We start from the raw sequence: 16,037 nt of genomic DNA on the forward strand, positions 1-16,037 counted from the left end.
GCCAACCGGATTTCACCAGGGCTTGGGGTAGGTGTCGGAGCCGCCATCGGGTGCCGTCCGATCGTCGTTGCCCTGCTGCTGGTTGCGCTCGATCGTGTTCTGGCGCTGCTGCTCCTGCAGGTAGTCCTGCTCCTCCTGGCTGGGCGTGTTGCCAGGGTCGGGAGTCGGCTGGACCGGGTCGGCGGGGCCCGCCTGCGGGCCCTGCTCCTGCGGCTGGTCGGGCGCTGGGGTGTCGGAGTTCTTCTCCTGCATCCGCTGCTGCGCCTGCTGGAGCTGGTCCCCTGTCTGCTGGCCCTCCGGCAGGTCGCACAGCGGCGGACGCTCGCTCGTGATCTTGATTCCCTTGGCGTAGTACTGCTGCCACTCGTCCGTCCGCTCGCGTGCCTTCGCGGCGTCGCCGAGCGCCTCGTAGGTGAGGCCGAGGTTGACCCTGACCTTGCAGTCGTCGATCCCACCCTTGGGGACCTGCTCGAACGCCTGCTCGAACCACGGGCGTGCGAGGTCGTAGTGCCCGGTCAGCAGGTGCGCGTCGCCGATGGCGAACGGCGAGCGGAACTGCTCGACGATATTGACCCAGCCCTGTCGCTCGCCCCAGGTCATCGTCGCCGCCTTGTCGCCCTCCTGGTATGCCGTGAGCGTCTGGCTGTGCACGAGGTTGAGAGACAGCAGCTTGAGGGCGACGAGCACCGCGAGGACGACCACCGGCAGGGACGCCAGCAGCAGCCGCCGGCGTCGGCGCCGCATGCGCGGCGTCAGTGGCTGGCGTACCCGCTCGCCGGCCCCCGCCCCGCGGCCGAACCGTGCTCGCCGGGACTGCCGCGGCTCACCTGCCGAGGCAGGACGTTCGTCGACAAGGGTCACGGCTGCGCCTCCCTTCTGCGGCGGGTCTGGACGAGGGCGGTCACGCTGGCGCCGACCTCCCACGCGGCGATGCCGGCGACACCGAGCAGCAGCGGCCAGTAGAGCTCGCGGCGGGAGAGCACCTTGTGCTTCTCGATCTCCTCGCTCGTGCCGAATCGCTCGAGGTCGACGCCGTCGACGGCCGGGCTGATGGAGTCTCCCGACTCACGGTGCACGTACGTCAGGCCGAGCTGGTCGGCGATCGCCCGCAACGTGGGCTCGCTGATCACGGACCGGGCGTCCTCGCCGGTGGTCGGGTCCTTGATGTAGGACGTGGTGGAGTCGAACCGGGACCGGGTCGCCTTCATCCGTCCGCCTTCTGTCGTGCCGTAGCCGAGCACCGCCCCGCCGTTGATGAGGCGCCGGTCGATGTCGAAGGGTGCAGGCGGGCTGGGTGCGGTGTTCTCGCCGTCCCCGAAGTAGTAGACAATCCGCCCGCGTTCCGGCTGTCGTGAGTCCGACTGCTGCAGAAGCGTTTTCAGTCTGTCGTTCGCTTCGGTGACCGACGACCCGTGTGAGACCTCGGACGGCTCCGGCAGCAAGGTCTCGAGTGCGGCATCCAGCGCGGTCGTGTCGGTCGTGAGGGGCAGCCGAACGCGCGCCGCCTGGTCGAACGTGAGGACCGAGTAGCGAGCACCTGGCAGAGCGGTCGCGATGGCCGCGATGTCGCTCGCGACGCCCTCGAGGCGCGGACGCTCGTCGCCGTAGTCCTCGGCGATGATGCTGCTCGTCGTGTCGACGACGAAGTACACGTTGAGGTTGGCTGCGGTGGTGTCCACCTCGTCGCCGGGCACGGCCGGCCTGAAGGCCGCCACGCCGAGCAGGATCACCGCCGCGGTGAGTCGCCAGTGCGTGGTCTTCGACTCTCCGGGGATGGTCCGGGAGGTCGGGTTCCACCACACGGCGGCGAGACCACCGATGACGGCCACCACGAGCAGCGGCCAGGGCACGATCGGGAGCAGCGTCATGATGCCCACCGCCGGCTCGCGCCGATGACGCCGACCAGGCCGACTCCGGCCAGCACGATGGGCACGCTCGGGTTGTCTGAGTAGAGCGCCCGGGAGGCCGCGTCGATGAGGGTGGCCTCCTGCGACTGGACTGCCTCGACGATGCCGCGCACGGCCGAAGGGTCGCTCATCGGGTAGTAGTGACCGCCCGTCCCCGTGACGATCGAGCGCATCTGGGCCGCCTCCTGGTCTGCCCCGTCCTCTTCGGGGTTGAGACCGTAGACCCGCACGCCCTTGGCCTTGGCGAGCTCTCCCGCCTCGTCGACGTCGATGATCGGGCGCCCTGCGAGGTGGTTGTCGGTGGCGAACACGACCGAGCGAGCCCGTCGGACGTCGACCTTGTCGAAGCTCGACACGCACGTCGCGAGCCCGTCGCCGATGAGCGAGGTGCCCCGCCCGTTGAAGGTGCCCGCGAAGAACGAGTCGTATTCGGGGTCTCCGGTGAGCGCCTTCGCGGCCGTGTCCAGCTCGTCGTTGATGAAGTCGTAGTCGTCGGTGAGGGGAAAGACGGTCGCCGCCGAGCTGTTGAAGATGATGAGGCCGATCCGCTCGCCCTCGAAGCTCTGGACGAGGGACTTGAACGTCGCCACGACAGCCGCGTCGTAGGCGGCCATCGACCCGGAGATGTCGAGACACATGATGATGTCGCGACTGCGGGTCTGAGGCCGCTCGACCGTCGTGTCGAACGGTCGAGCGGCGCCGACGAGCGCAGCGACGGCGAGCAGGGCGCCGCTGCCGGCGAGGACGACCATCCGCACCCGATGCAGGCGCAGGGCCCGGCGGTACTCGGGCAGGTCGGTCAGGGCGGTGGAGTTCGCAACGGCGGCGCCGTCGCGCGCCGCGCGCCGCGACAGCCGGCGGAACACCGCATACGCGAGCGCGGCGGCGAGGACGAGGCCGAGCGTGAGGGTCGCCGGCGACTTGAGGTCGAGGCCGGTCAGCTCCATCGCGCGACCACCTGCTTCGCGACAGTGCCCGCGCCGAGGAGCGTGGCGGTCTCGTGCGGGCCGAACTCGCCGGGATACAAGGTGCGCACCACGCCGGAGACGGGCTCGAGGCGCGCCCCACGGGCGTTCAGCTCGGTCAGCGTCATCGTCGGCGCGTGGATCCCCGAGACCTCCTCGACGAAGTGGCGCACGAGGACGCTGAGCTGCTGGTGAGCGCGGCGCTGGGTGATCTCACCGGCTGCTGCGCGGTCGAGCACGACGTCGATCTGACGGGTGTAGTCCGCGCGCAGGCGGGTGAGCCGGTCGGCCGTGATGCGGGGCGGGATGACGATGGTGCGCCTGCGGGTCGACCACCACACCCACGCGTACCAGGTGGCCACGAGCGCGAGGATCCCGATCCCGATCCACAGCCACTTCGTGGCATAGGGGTCGGGAGCGTAGAAGCCTGGGGGCGGTTCAGCGGCGAGCACGACGCTGCCTCTCCAGCAGAGTGAAGACGGTCGTCACGACGTCGTCGCTCGAACCCAGCCGCGCGTGGTTGATCCCTCGCCGGTCGAGCAGCTCACTCGTGCGGCGCACGCGTGCGTCCACCGAAGCGGCGTACGCGCGCCTCACCTTCGGGTCGAGGCGAACGAGCGTCGGGAGGGTGTACGTGTCGGCGACGTCGTATGCCGTCCGGTCGCCGCCGATCGCCGTCGGATCGGCGTCCTCCACGGTGATCCAGAGGATCTCGTGCTGGACATGCAACCGGCGCAGCAGGTCGTCGAGCGCCGGGTCCAGCTCTTTGTCGTCGGCGACCACGAGGAGCACGAGCCGGCGCCGGACGTTGCGCACGATCCAGCGCAGCTGGGTGGCGAGGTTGCTCTGGTCGCCGTCGAGGCGGGTGGCCGAGTCGACCGCGCGCAGGAGCAGCTCCAGGTGCGCCTCCGTGCCGCGCATGTCGTGCGCGACGGTCGACGCTGCGGTGCCGCGGACGAGCCCGACGAGGTCACCGTGTCGCTGGGCGAGGTACCCGACGAGACCGGCCGCGGCGATCGCCACATCCTTCTTCGGTTCCCCGCTGCTCGTCGTAGCCGCCATCCCGCGACCGGTGTCGATGACGAGCATGAGGTTCTGCTTGCGCGTCGCGACGTACCGCTTGACGAGCGGCGCCTGGTGCCGGGCCGTGGCCTTCCAGTCGATGTCGCGCACCTCGTCGCCGGGCACGTAGGCGCGCAGGTCGTCGTAGTCGAGGCTGCGACCGTGGAAGACCGAGGAGTACTCCCCCTCGAGCAGGCTGCGAGACCGCCGGCGGGCGTGGACGAAGAGCTTGCTCTTCACCCTCGTCAGCAACGTCGTCGGCATGGCTGTCTACCCCGAGTCCCGTTCAGGGAGTACGGATGCCGTTCACCATGGCGTCGATCACGGTCTCGACGGCGATGTCGTCCGCGGCGGCTTCGAAACCGAGCGTGACGCGGTGTCGCAGCACCCGGTGCGTCAGCGCCTTGATGTCGTCGGGGACCACGTGGTTGCGCCCGTCGATGAGCGCCCGAGCCCGGGCCGCGCTGGTGAACGCGATGCTCGCGCGGGGGCTCGCGCCGAAGTCGACGTATGCCGCCAGACGCGGCTCGATGTAGTCACGCGGGTGGCGCGTGACGTAGCCGATCCCGACGACGTAGTTGACGATGGCCGGGTCGATGTAGACCCGGCCCACCAGTCCCTGCAGGCGCTTGACGTCGGGGATCGACACCACGGGCCGGGAAGCGCTGAGGAAGACGCCGGAGTCGATGCGGCGCAGCACCTCGGCCTCCTCGGCCGGCGACGGGTAGTCGAGGACGTCCTTGAGCATGAAGCGGTCCATCTGGGCCTCGGGCAGCGGGTAGGTGCCCTCCTGCTCGATGGGGTTCTGCGTCGCAAGCACGAGGAACGGGTCGGGCAGGGTGTAGCTGCGGTCGCCGATCGAGGTCTGCCGCTCCTGCATCGCCTCGAGCATCGCTGACTGTGTCTTGGCGCTGCTGCGGTTGATCTCGTCGAGCAGAACGAAGTTCGCGTGGACCGGCCCGAGCTGGGTCTCGAAGGTCCCGGAGTGCTGGTTGTAGACCTGGGTCCCGACGATGTCGCTCGGCAGCAGGTCGGGCGTGCACTGGATCCGGTGGAACCGGCCGCCGACGGCCTGGGCGATCGTCTGAGCCGCCGTCGTCTTGGCCAGGCCCGGCACGCTCTCGAGCAGGACGTGACCGCCCGTCAGCAGCGCGACGAGCAGTGTCTCCTGGAGCCGCGACTGGCCGACGACCTTCGAGGCGAACGCGGTCGAGATCGCCTCGATGGTCTCCCCAGCCCAGTGCAGCTCGTCCGGCGTGAGGTACCGGGCAGCCGGAGGCGACGAGCTGATGAGCGCAGGGGCGCCGAGCGAGCCCGGGCTGCCGTCGGGGTTCGTGCTGCCGTCGGTGCCCGACGCCGCCCCTGCGATGCCTGCCGCTGCCTCAGCGCCCGGACGCGCGCCCGCCGGCAGATCCACGGCATAGCTGTCGTGGCCCGCTCGGAACGCGTCCGGCTGCTCGTCGGCGACCGACTCCTCCGCATTGACGTTGCCCACCATCGATTCCCCTTCTCGACGATTGCCGGCGGAGGGAGTCGCGCCGGCACCGACATCGTAAGCACGAGGGCTGTGCGACGCGGTGGTGTTCGGCCCTGGAAGGGGCGACCGGTTGGGTCCGGCAGGCTCCTCCCGAGCGCCCGCGCCTCAGAGGCCGGGCCTGGGCCTCAGGCGTCGATCCGCTCACGGTCGACGTCGGCGGCGGACTCGATGATGAAGTCCTTTCGAGGGCCGACCTCGTTGCCCATGAGCAGGTCGAAGATCCGCTCGGCGGCCTCGAGGTCGCGCATCGTCACCTTGCGCAGGGTGCGGTGACGCGGGTCCATGGTCGTGTCGGCGAGCTGGTCGGCGTCCATCTCACCGAGGCCCTTGTAGCGCTGCATCGGCTGTTTGATCCTCTTGCCGCTCTTCTCGAGCCGCGAGACGGTGCGCCGCATCTCGAGCTCGTTGTAGGTGTAGATGAGCTCGTTCTTCTTCGAGCCCTGGTTGATCACCTCGATGCGGTGCAGCGGGGGCATGGCCGCATAGACGCGCCCGGCCTCGACGAGGGGGCGCATGTAGCGGAAGAACAGCGTGAGCAGCAGCGTGCGGATGTGGGCGCCGTCGACGTCGGCGTCGGTCATGATGATGACCTTGCCGTAGCGGGCGGCGTCCAGGTCGAACGTCCGGCCGGAGCCGGCGCCGATCACCTGGATGATCGAGGCACACTCGGCGTTCTTGAGCATGTCCGAGATCGTCGCCTTCTGGACGTTGAGGATCTTGCCCCGGATCGGCAGCAGCGCCTGGAACTCGGAGCTGCGGGCCTCCTTCGCGGTGCCCATGGCGGAGTCGCCCTCGACGATGAACAGCTCGGAGCGGTCGACGTCGGTAGTGCGGCAGTCCCGCAGCTTCGCCGGGAGCGAGGAGCTTTCCAGGGCGTTCTTGCGACGCTGGGTCTCCTTGTGCAGACGCGCGCTGATGCGCGTCTTCATCTCGGAGACGACCTTCTCGAGCAGCCGGGTGGCCTGGTCCTTGTCGGCACGACGGGTGGATCCGAGACGGGCGCCGAGCGCCTCCTCCACCACCCGCGCCACGATGGCCCGCACTGCGTTGGTCCCGAGGACCTCCTTGGTCTGGCCCTCGAACTGCGGCTCGGCGAGGCGCACAGTGACGACCGCGGTCATCCCGGCGAGGATGTCGTCCTTCTCCGGCTTGTCGCTGCCGACCTTGAGCCGCCGGGCGTTGACCTCCAGCTGCCGCCGGAACACCTTGAGCAGGGCCTGCTCGAAGCCGACGACATGAGTGCCGCCCTTCGGCGTCGTGATGATGTTGACGAAGGACTGGACCTTCGTGTCATAGCCCTGGCCCCAGCGCAGCGCGACGTCGACCTCGCACTCGCGCTCCAGCTCGGTCGGCGTCATGTGGCCGTTGACATCGAGCACGGGCACGGTCTCGGTGAAGGTGCCCGATCCCTCGAGGCGCCAGACGTCGGTGATCGCGGCGTCCGGCGCCAGGAACTCGACGAAGTCGGTGATGCCGCCGTCGTGCTGGAAGACCTCCTCGACCGGCCCATCGGCGCTGGGCGTGCCCGGCAGGCCCCGCTCGTCGCGCAGGACGAGCCGCAGCCCAGGCACGAGGAAGGAGGTCTGCCTCGCCCGGTCGGCGATGGCGGGGTAGTCGAGCTCGGCGTCCTTGAGGAAGATCTGACGGTCGGGCCAGAAGCGGATCCGTGACCCCGTCGCGCCACGCCGCGCCTTGCCGATGACCGGCAGGGCGCTCTTCTTCTCGTACGGCGTGAAGGACGACTCCGGCGAGTGCGGGCGACCTGCGGCGTCGGTGAACGTGCCGGGCTCGCCGCGGCGAAAGCTCATGCCGTAGGTCTTGCCCGCCCGGTCCACCTCGACGTCGAGGCGAGAGGACAGCGCGTTGACCACCGAGGCGCCGACCCCGTGAAGGCCACCTGTGGCGGCATACGACGCGCCACCGAACTTGCCGCCCGCGTGCAGCTTGGTGAAGACGACCTCGACCCCGGAGAGGCCCGTGCGGGGCTCGATGTCCACCGGGATGCCGCGGCCGTTGTCGCGCACCTCGATCGAGCCGTCGGCGCCCAAGATGACCGAGATGTCCGTGCAGACTCCGGCCAGGGCCTCGTCGACCGCATTGTCGATGATCTCCCACAGGCAGTGCATGAGGCCGCGCTGGTCGGTGGACCCGATGTACATGCCCGGCCGCTTGCGGACCGCTTCGAGACCTTCGAGGACCTGGAGGTGGCGAGCGGTGTAGTCGCCGTTGCCGGAGGGTGCGGGGCGGGAGGCGGAGGCCACGGTGAGTCGGTCTTCCTTCGTTCGGTGAGCAGTCGGTCGGCAGGTGTACGCCGGCCGGCACTGGCAGCCTAACGACCCGCGCCGACGGGGCCACGCAGGCTCGCGGTCCACCGGTCGAGACCGACCGGTTCGTCCCGGGACCGCCCCGATGTGCGGTTCTCCGGGAGGGCTGACACGTAACGATCCGGGTGCGAGGGGCGGCAGGTGGCCCCGGCCTCGCCGCCGGGAAGGTTTCGGCGTGATTCACTGTTGGAACGTCCGCGAGGTGCGGCCGGGCACGAAAAGCCCGCGTCGAGCGTCGTAGGTACGTGACAGGGTTCGTACGACGGGACCCCTGAGGAAGAGAAAGAAGGCGAGCACAGAGATGACGACAGCACTGGCACCCGAGTTGACGGCAGCAGACCGCTGCGACCGGTGTGGGGCCCAGGCGTACATCCGCGCCCGCCTCGTCACCGGCGGAGAGCTCCTCTTCTGCGCACACCACGGCCGTCAGCACATCCCGGCGCTCATGGACAAGGCGATCGACATCCACGATGAGTCCGAGCGGCTCAACGAGACCGCAACCTCGGCGTCAGTCGACGAGCGCTGACCCCTGGACCGTCGGACCCTCTGATACCACCACGTCCCGCTGAGCCCGTGCCTGCGAACCGTCGCGGAGCCGGGCCGGTCGGGGCCAGCCCTGATCGAGGTGCCCCGTGATCAACGGCACCAACGTCCTGGTGTTCCTCGCGATGCTCGTGGGGACCGCGGGGATCGTGGTGCCGGTGCTGCCCGGGCTCATGCTGGTGTGGGCGGCCACCCTCGTGTGGGCGCTCGAGGTCCAAGGCACCGCGGGCTGGCTGGTCTTCGGCATTGCGACGGCGCTGTATGCCGCAGCGATCGTGCTGCAGTACGTCCTGCCTGGGCGGCGGATGAAGAAGGCCGGGGTCGACTCCTGGGTCATCGCGGTCGCGCTGGGCGTCGCGGTGGTGGGCTTCTTCGTGGTTCCTGTCGTCGGAGGACCGCTGGCGTTCGTCCTGGCCATCTACCTGCTGGAGCTGGCCAAGCACCGCGAGCACGCGGCGGCCTGGCGGGCCACGGGGCAGGCGATCCGCGCCGTGGGCCTCAACATGGGGATCGAGCTGGTCACGGCCTTCGCCATCATGACGACCTGGGGGGTCGCGGTCTACCTCACCCGGCCCTGACCGAGGTCTGAGGCGGCGCGCTCGGAGGCGTCGATCCCCGATGCAGCGGGCCGGCGTCCGGCCAGGTCGGCGGCGGGGTGCCACTGCGCGAGCACTGGGCCGGGCCCGCCCAGCACGACGGCCGCCGGACATCGTCCGGCGGCCGTCGTGAATGTCTGGGTTTGTCACCACTGGTCGCGGCGACGCTTCTCCCAACGCTCCTCGAGGCGCTCCATGAACGACGCCTGCTTCGATGGACCCGTCTTCGCACCGCCGCTGCCGCTGCGGGGCTTGGGGTTGCCGTCGTTACCCACTGCGGCCAGCTTGGTCTTTGACGGCGTGATCGCGTAGACGATGCCGGCAACCATGATCGCGAAGCCGACCGCGCCGAGCCAGATGGCGCTGCTCATGGCGGAGAACACGACGAGTGCCAGGCCGGCCACGCCGGCCACGACGCCGGCCACTATGCGGCCTCGGCCCAGGACTCGCGAGTTCGACTTCTGGATCCGTGACGCGAACCGCGGATCCTCGGCGTAGAGGGCTTCCTCCATCTGCTGGAGCAGGGCTTCCTCGTGTTCCGAGAGTGCCACTCGGCACCTCCCTGTGCGATCTCGACTGTTTCGCAATCGTATGTCGAACCAGCCGACACGTGTTGCTTTCCTTCAGGATAAGTCGCGTTGCCCGCGATGGGAACCTGAGGGGAGGTCAGGTCGGTCACGCTAGCCCGTCGGCGGGTCCTTGCGGTCCTCGGGCGGCCGGTCGACCGCCCGACGGGCCTCGCCTCGGCGGGTCCAGGGGTCGGTCCGGCGCCGCGCCGGTGGGCTCGACCTGCGGCGCGCCTCGCGAGGGTCGGGGTCCTCGGGACGGGCGGGCTGATCGGGCAGCAGGCTCGCGGGGCGCACGGAGCCGGCACCGAACCGGGCTCCGGCTCGGTCGACCGCCCGGTCGGCCTCGCGCCACCCGTGCTCCGGCTCGTCGAGCCTCGCCTGGATCGGGGCCGCCGCCGTCGGGATCAGCCCTTCGAGCCGCACCCCGACGAGCCGGATCCGCGCCCGCTGCAGACCCAGCCGGTCGTAGAGCTCTCGCGCGGTGGCGAAGATGTCCCTCGACACGTCCGTGTGGTGGCGCAGCGTCTTGGCCCGGGTGATGGTCGTGAAGTCGGCGAAGCGGACCTTGATCGACACGGTCCGCCCGGTCATCCCGGCCGCGCGTGCGCGCGCCGCCGTCCGGTCGGCGAGCCGGAGCAGCTCCCGGTGGATCCGGAGGGGGTCGTCGATGTCATGCGAGAAGGTCTCGTCGGCGCCGATCGACTTCTCCCGCCGCTCGGGGACCACCGTGCGCGGGTCATGACCCCAGGCGAGGTCGTGCAGGCTGCGGCCCGCGACGTCACCGAGGGCTCGTTGCAAGGTCTCGACGGGGGTGTGTGCGAGGTCGGCCACGGTGCGCAGGCCGAGGCGGTGCAGCTGCTCCTCGGTCTTGTCGCCGACTCCCCAGATGGCACCGACCGGCAGCTGGTGCAGGAACGAGACAACCTCGTCGCGGGGCACGACGATCAGGCCATCGGGCTTGGCGAGGTTGGAGGCCAGCTTCGCGACGAACTTCGTCGAGGCTACGCCGACCGAGCAGGTGATGCCCTGCTCGTCGGCGATCGTGTCGCGCAGCTGCTCGGCGATGGCCGTCGGGCGACCGAGGCGGCGCACGGCCCCTGACACGTCGAGGAAGGCCTCGTCGAGGGACAGCGGCTCGACGCTGTCGGTGATCGAGGCGAACGTGGCCATGACGGCGTCGGAGATCGCCGAGTAGCGCCGATGGTCGGGCTCGATGATCACCGCCTGCGGACAGAGCCGCTGTGCGCGAGCCATGGGCATGGCGGAGGTGACTCCGAAGGCCCGGGCCTCGTAGGTCGCCGACAGCACGACGGACCGGCCGCTCGCCCCGCCGATGATCACCGGCCTGCCTTTGAGGTCGGGCCGGGAGATGAGTGATGCCGAGGCGTAGAAGGCGTCCATGTCGACATGCAGGACGGTGCACCCGGTGTCGTCGGGCGGCTCCGCGTCGTTGCGGGTCGGTGCCGTGAACTGTCGGCGACTCACCGTGCACCTACGCGAAGACACCCGCCGGTCGTCGGCGACCCGATGTGACCGGCGAGGCAAGCGTGCCACGGGGCTCGCGGTGCCGGCCGGACCGCATTCCGGCGCGGTAGAGCCGGCGTGACCTCAGCCGCGGCGGGCGACGACGTGCAAGGCATTGCCGAGCGTCCGGAGGAACTCGCGGCCTGGGCCGGTGACGAGCAGGTCGTCGAGCTCGGCAAGCGCCGCGCGGTCGGAGTCGGAGTCGATGAGGGAGGCCGGGACGAGATGCCGCAGGATGTCGGTGCCGCGCACATGGACCTCGGTGAAGCCGGCCCCGGCGAGGAGCGCCTCGAGCTCGTCGACGTCGAACCGGCGCGGCAGGGGGTCGGTGCCGCCCCAGCGGCCCGACGGGTCGACGAGCGCGGACCGAGCCTGCGCGAACTCTCCTGCGATGGCCTTGGCGAACACGACCGCGAGACGTCCGGCCACGAGGAGCGAGAGCACCCCGCCTGGCCGCAGTGCGGCGCCGAGAGCGCGCAGGGTGGCTGCCGGGTCGTCGACGAACTCGAGCGTGCCGTGGCAGCAAGCAAGGTCGACCTGGCTACCGGCAAGGACGGTGCTGAGCGAGTCGCCGTCACCCTGCACCCCGCTGACCTGGTCGACGATGCCCGCCTCGCGAGCCCGTCGAGCCAGCGCAGCGAGGGCATCGGGGCTCGGGTCGACGACGGTGACCCGGTGGCCGGCCTCGGCGAGCGGGACCGCGACACCGCCCGTCCCGCCACCCAGGTCGAGGACCTCGATCGGGCGGCCGAGGCGCTCGGAGCACTCCGCGGCAAGCCGGGCGACGGCCGAGACGACGGCAGAGGGCCGGACCCCACCACGTCGCTGGGGGCGGTGCTCGTCGGGCACGGGATCCTCCGTCTGCTGGGTCGCGCGAACCGGCCCGCGCGCCGGGTCGCGTGCCCGGTTGCCTGCCGGACGGCCGCCGCACCGGCCCCGCGCCCAGGTTGGCGCTGGGTGTGCTGGCGGGCCGGATGGCCGGTCAGGTGGTCAGGCTGCTTGCCGGTCACATGGTCGGTCGCGTGGTCGGTCGCGTGGTCGGTGGCGTGGTCGGTGGCGTGGTCGGTCGAGTGGTCGGTGGTGGGGCGGTTCGTGTGCAGGTTCACCCTAGTGCCCCGCGCTGCCGGGACTGGCATGCCAGAGCTTGCGTGGCGGCCCGTCGACGGCGTCGGCGGGGACCAGCCCCGACGTGCCACGGGCACCGCGGACCTCCTCGCCGGCAGGCCTGATGTCGACGTACGGCGACTGCTTGAACCCCGACGCGTGGACCAGCACCCTGCGGCCGTCGCGGGTCTCGCCCACTCCGCGTGGCGCCTCGCCGGGACCGTCGAGGGCCGCCGCGCGTTCCCACGCGGTCCGGTCGGCCGCGTCGAGCGCATCCCGGACCGCGCCGATCCCCCCGGTCGTCCAGGCGTCCTGGAGTGCACTGAGCTCCCACGCCCCGGTGGCCCGGATCGACACGCCCTTCGGGCCGGTGCGACGGACCAGTCCGCGGCACAGGAGCAGCCATGAGTGGAAGACGGTGGCGGCATACGGCCCCTGGACGTCCTCGAAGAAGGTCAGGTCGACCGGTCCGGTCGCATCGTCGAGGGTGAGGAACACCACGCGGCGGCCGGAACGCACCGGTGGCGTCTGGGTGGCCACCTTGACGCCGGCGACCCAGACCTCCCGGCCGCTGCGCCCGGTCAGCAGGTCCCGGGCGCGGGTGATGCCGAGCGCGTCGAGCATCGGGGCGTAGAAGTCGACGACGTGCCCGCTCGCGTCGAGCCCGAGCACCTCGAGCTCGGCCCGGACCCGCTCCGGGCCGGTCATCTCGGGCAGCCCGCTCGTCGCCGAGAGCCGTGGGGCGTCGCCGAGGTCGAGGGCCAGCTGGGTGGGCATCTGGTCGGGGACGCTCGCGGGCGCTTGTGACTGGGCGGCCGCCAGCGCTCCGATGTCGCCGTCGGCGGACACAGACGTCACTCGCCGCCGCGACCGGTCCGCGGCGGAGGCCGCGCGACTGGTCCGCTGGGAGGCCGACCACCGGTCGAGCTCGGCGACGTGCAGCAGCAGGTCGCGGCGGGTCACCTTCCCGCGGCGACCCAGCCCGCTGCGCGCGCGCCGGACCGTTGCCCGGCCACTGCCCTCGTCGAGGCGGGACGGCCCGCCGAGGTCGATGGCGTGGATCGTGTCGAAGGCACCGGCCAGCACGAGCCGCTCGGCCACCGGACGCGAGACGTGGGCGCGTTGCCAGAAGTCCGAGAGGCTGGTGTAGGGCTGACCGGCGACGACCTGGGCGACCTCGACCCCGCTGATGCCGTTCACGTCGGCGAGCGACAGCCGGATCGCCTCCCGGCCGTCCTCGGTGCGCTCGAACCGGTAGGTGCCGGTTGACGCGTTGACATCGAGGCCGAGGATCTCGATGCCGAACGCACGTGCGTCGTCGAGAATGAGGCGCTTGGGGTACATGCCTGGGTCGTGGGTGAGCACCCCAGCGAGGAAGGCGGCCGGATGGTGCGCCTTGAGCCAGGCGGACTGGTAGGTCGGCAGGGCGAAGGCCGCTGCGTGCGCCTTGCAGAAGCCGAAGGACGCGAACGCCTTGAGCACCTCCCAGATCTTGTCGGCGACCTCGGGGTCGTAGCCCCGCGCCGTTGCGGCCGGCCGCCACCAGCTCTCGACCGAGGCCTGCCCGTCGGTCGTGCCGAGCGCCCGGCGCACCTCGTCGGCCTGGGCCAGGGTCACCCCGGTCGTCTCGGCGACGATCATGAGCACCTGCTCGTGGAAGACGACGACCCCCTCGGTCTGCTCGAGCGCGGGGATGAGCGTCGGGTGGAGGTAGGACGGGTCCTTCCAGCCCTGTCGGGCGTTGAGGAACGGGATGATCATGTCGCTCTTGACCGGCCCGGGGCGAAAGAGCGAAATGTCGATGATGAGGTCGTCGAAGCTCTGTGGCCCGAACTTGCCGATGAGCTCACGCTGCCCTGGGCTCTCGATCTGGAAGCAGCCGAGCGTTCGGGTCGACCGGACCAGCTCGAAGGTCGCCTCGTCGTCGAACGGCACTTGACCCTCGTCGTCGAGGTCGACCCGCAGGCCGTCGACCCGCTCGACCTCGTCGACGGCGTGCGCCATCGCCGACTGCATCCGGATGCCGAGGATGTCGAGCTTGAGGAGCCCCATCTCCTCCACGTCGTCCTTGTCGAACTGGCTCATCGGAAAACCGAGCCAGCTCGCCTCGACCGGCGTGCGGTCGAGGAGTCCGGAGTCCGACAGGACCACGCCGCACGGGTGCAGCGCGATGTGTCGCGGCAGGCCGTCGAGCCGCTCGACGATGTCGAACATCAGCTGCAGGCGTGGCACGTCGAGCCCGCTCGCCCGCAGCTCGGGCAGCTCGGCGAGCGCGAAGCGGACGTTGCGCGCCGCGACGTGCGGGAACGCCTTGGCCATCGCGTCGACCTCGGGTGGGGGCAGGCCGAGCGCCGCCCCAGCGTCGCGGATCGCATGGCGCACTCGATAGGTGTCCATCATCGACACGCACGTGACCCGCTCCCCGCCGAAGTGCTCGAGCACCCGCTCGTAGATGTCGGTGCGGCGGGCCGACTCGACGTCGATGTCGATGTCGGGCAGCTCGGCCCGCAGGGGCGAGCAGAACCGCTCCATGAGCAGGCCGTGCCGCATGGGGTCGACGCCGGAGATGCTGAGCAGGTAGTTGACGAGCGAGCCGGCGCCCGAGCCGCGCGCTGCGACGCGAACCCCCATCTCGCGGATGAGGTCGCAGACCTGCGCCACGGTGAGGAAGTACGTCGCGTAACCGAGGGAGTCGATGACCGCGAGCTCGTCCTCGAGCCGGTCGCTCACGGCAGCGAGCTCGCTCTCGGGGCGGCCCGGGTAGCGGACTGCGATCGACTCACGGCACCGGCGCGCGAGGACCTGCTGCGGGTTGACCCCGGCCCGGATCCCGAGGACGCCTGGCTCTGGCAGGTGCACCGAGCCGATGCCGAGGTCTGCGCGGGGGTCCTGGATGCACTCGGTGGCGAGCGTCGTCGTGCGGGCGATGAGCGCACGGGCCTGCTCGCGCGCGAGGGCGCCGCCACCGACCAGGCCAGGGCCGGAGACCTGGACGACGTCGAGCGCCAAGGCGTGCATGAGCGGCGTCGGCGACAGGTGGCCCGCCGTCGTGACGCGGTCGAGGTGGCGCTCGTCGAGCGCCACGAGTCGACGGGCGGCGTCGAGCACGTCGACGATGGCGGCGTCCTGCGGGTCGGCGTGTCGGACCGCCGCGGTGATGACGCTCGGCACCCCGACCTCCCGCGCCAAGGCAAGCATCCGGCCCGCCTGGCCGAGGCTGCCGGGCAGGTGCTCAGGGCCTCCGTGGCAGACCACCTCGACGACGGCGCCGCCCGGCGGCAGGAGCGCCACCCAGCGCTCGAGCGCCGCCTTGGCGCGGCCGTGCCGCTTGGCGAGGACTTCGCGGCCGACGTCGGAGTCGGGCCCGAGCAGGACGACCAGCCGCGGGACTCGGGTCGACTTCTCCTGCGCCATGCCCGATGGGCCGGTATGCCGGGTGGCGGGGTCCCCGGGCTCCGGTGGCGCTCCGGCGTGGTCGGCGACGACGCGCGCCGTCGTGACGGGGGTGCCGCGCTCGCCGCGCAGATGGGTCGCCGTGACGAGCCGGCAGAGGGCAGCCCATCCCTCCCCCGGCGACAGGCCGGTGCCGGCGCTCCCTCGCGCGAGCACCGTGACCCGGGGCAGCCGCGGGTCGACGAGGGCACCGCCCCGCACCGGGGTGCGGACGGACTTGGCCCGGCGCTCCGGCGCCTCCCGGCCGAGCGCGAGGTCGACGCCCAGGATGGGGGCGACCCCGTGGTCCATGCACGACCGGACGAACTTCACTGCGCCATAGAGGCCGTCGCGGTCGGTCAGCGCAAGGGCGGGCTGACCCCACGAGGCGGCCCGCTCGACGAGCTCATGCGGCTTGGCCGTGCCGTAGCGCATCGAGTAGCCCGACGCGACGTGCAGGTGCACGAAGGTCTC

Annotated in this window: 13 protein-coding genes; 2 read left to right on the top strand and 11 right to left on the bottom strand. The window is 71.1% G+C overall.

The genetic code is table 11. The features are described 5' to 3' along the window. Nucleotides 1–12: 12 nt before the first annotated feature. From ACWEOW_RS03665 to ACWEOW_RS03695, 7 genes are all read right to left on the bottom strand, one after another. On the bottom strand, nt 13–861 hold the full coding sequence (locus tag ACWEOW_RS03665) for a tetratricopeptide repeat protein (RefSeq protein ID WP_452267796.1): 849 nt from the start codon (nt 859–861) through the stop codon (nt 13–15). Beyond that, the gene (locus ACWEOW_RS03670; RefSeq protein WP_452267797.1) at nt 858–1,868 is read right to left on the bottom strand and encodes a vWA domain-containing protein; all 1,011 of its coding nucleotides are present in this window, start codon (nt 1,866–1,868) and stop codon (nt 858–860) included. The genes ACWEOW_RS03665 and ACWEOW_RS03670 overlap by 4 nt, the downstream gene beginning before the upstream one ends. Continuing rightward, complete coding sequence (locus ACWEOW_RS03675; protein ID WP_452267798.1) at nt 1,865–2,854, bottom strand: vWA domain-containing protein; 990 nt, start codon at nt 2,852–2,854, stop codon at nt 1,865–1,867. The genes ACWEOW_RS03670 and ACWEOW_RS03675 overlap by 4 nt, the downstream gene beginning before the upstream one ends. Then, complete coding sequence (locus ACWEOW_RS03680; RefSeq protein WP_452267799.1) at nt 2,845–3,324, bottom strand: hypothetical protein; 480 nt, start codon at nt 3,322–3,324, stop codon at nt 2,845–2,847. The genes ACWEOW_RS03675 and ACWEOW_RS03680 overlap by 10 nt, the downstream gene beginning before the upstream one ends. After that, entirely contained in the window at nt 3,311–4,198 is an 888-nt protein-coding gene (locus ACWEOW_RS03685) for a DUF58 domain-containing protein (protein ID WP_452267800.1), read from the bottom strand. Before ACWEOW_RS03685 ends, ACWEOW_RS03680 begins: the two co-directional genes overlap by 14 nt. Before the next feature lie 22 nt (nt 4,199–4,220). After that, nucleotides 4,221–5,432, bottom strand: a complete 1,212-nt coding sequence (locus ACWEOW_RS03690) for an AAA family ATPase (protein ID WP_452267801.1) — start codon at nt 5,430–5,432, stop codon at nt 4,221–4,223. 164 nt (nt 5,433–5,596) lie between these two features. Continuing rightward, nucleotides 5,597–7,732 (bottom strand): DNA gyrase/topoisomerase IV subunit B, encoded by a 2,136-nt coding sequence (locus ACWEOW_RS03695; RefSeq protein WP_452267802.1) that lies wholly within the window; start codon nt 7,730–7,732, stop codon nt 5,597–5,599. 364 nt (nt 7,733–8,096) lie between these two features. On the opposite strand from ACWEOW_RS03695, the gene ACWEOW_RS03700 reads away from it, so the two are divergent. Next, nucleotides 8,097–8,321, top strand: coding sequence for a DUF7455 domain-containing protein (locus ACWEOW_RS03700; RefSeq protein WP_452267803.1), 225 nt, complete (start codon nt 8,097–8,099; stop codon nt 8,319–8,321). Nucleotides 8,322–8,427: 106 nt separating this feature from the next. Then, the gene (locus tag ACWEOW_RS03705) at nt 8,428–8,916 is read left to right on the top strand and encodes a DUF456 domain-containing protein (RefSeq protein ID WP_452267804.1); all 489 of its coding nucleotides are present in this window, start codon (nt 8,428–8,430) and stop codon (nt 8,914–8,916) included. A gap of 164 nt (nt 8,917–9,080) precedes the next feature. On the opposite strand, the gene ACWEOW_RS03710 is transcribed toward ACWEOW_RS03705, so the two are convergent. From ACWEOW_RS03710 to ACWEOW_RS03725, 4 genes are all read right to left on the bottom strand, one after another. After that, nucleotides 9,081–9,485 (bottom strand): DUF3040 domain-containing protein, encoded by a 405-nt coding sequence (locus tag ACWEOW_RS03710; protein ID WP_452267805.1) that lies wholly within the window; start codon nt 9,483–9,485, stop codon nt 9,081–9,083. 129 nt (nt 9,486–9,614) lie between these two features. Beyond that, nucleotides 9,615–10,988, bottom strand: coding sequence for a DNA polymerase IV (gene dinB / locus ACWEOW_RS03715; protein WP_452267806.1), 1,374 nt, complete (start codon nt 10,986–10,988; stop codon nt 9,615–9,617). Between the two features lie 123 nt (nt 10,989–11,111). Then, nucleotides 11,112–11,876, bottom strand: coding sequence for a class I SAM-dependent methyltransferase (locus tag ACWEOW_RS03720; protein ID WP_452267807.1), 765 nt, complete (start codon nt 11,874–11,876; stop codon nt 11,112–11,114). Between the two features lie 258 nt (nt 11,877–12,134). Then, complete coding sequence (locus tag ACWEOW_RS03725; protein ID WP_452268024.1) at nt 12,135–15,998, bottom strand: DNA polymerase III subunit alpha; 3,864 nt, start codon at nt 15,996–15,998, stop codon at nt 12,135–12,137. Nucleotides 15,999–16,037: the final 39 nt, after the last annotated feature.

Source organism: Monashia sp. NPDC004114 (assembly GCF_053603855.1).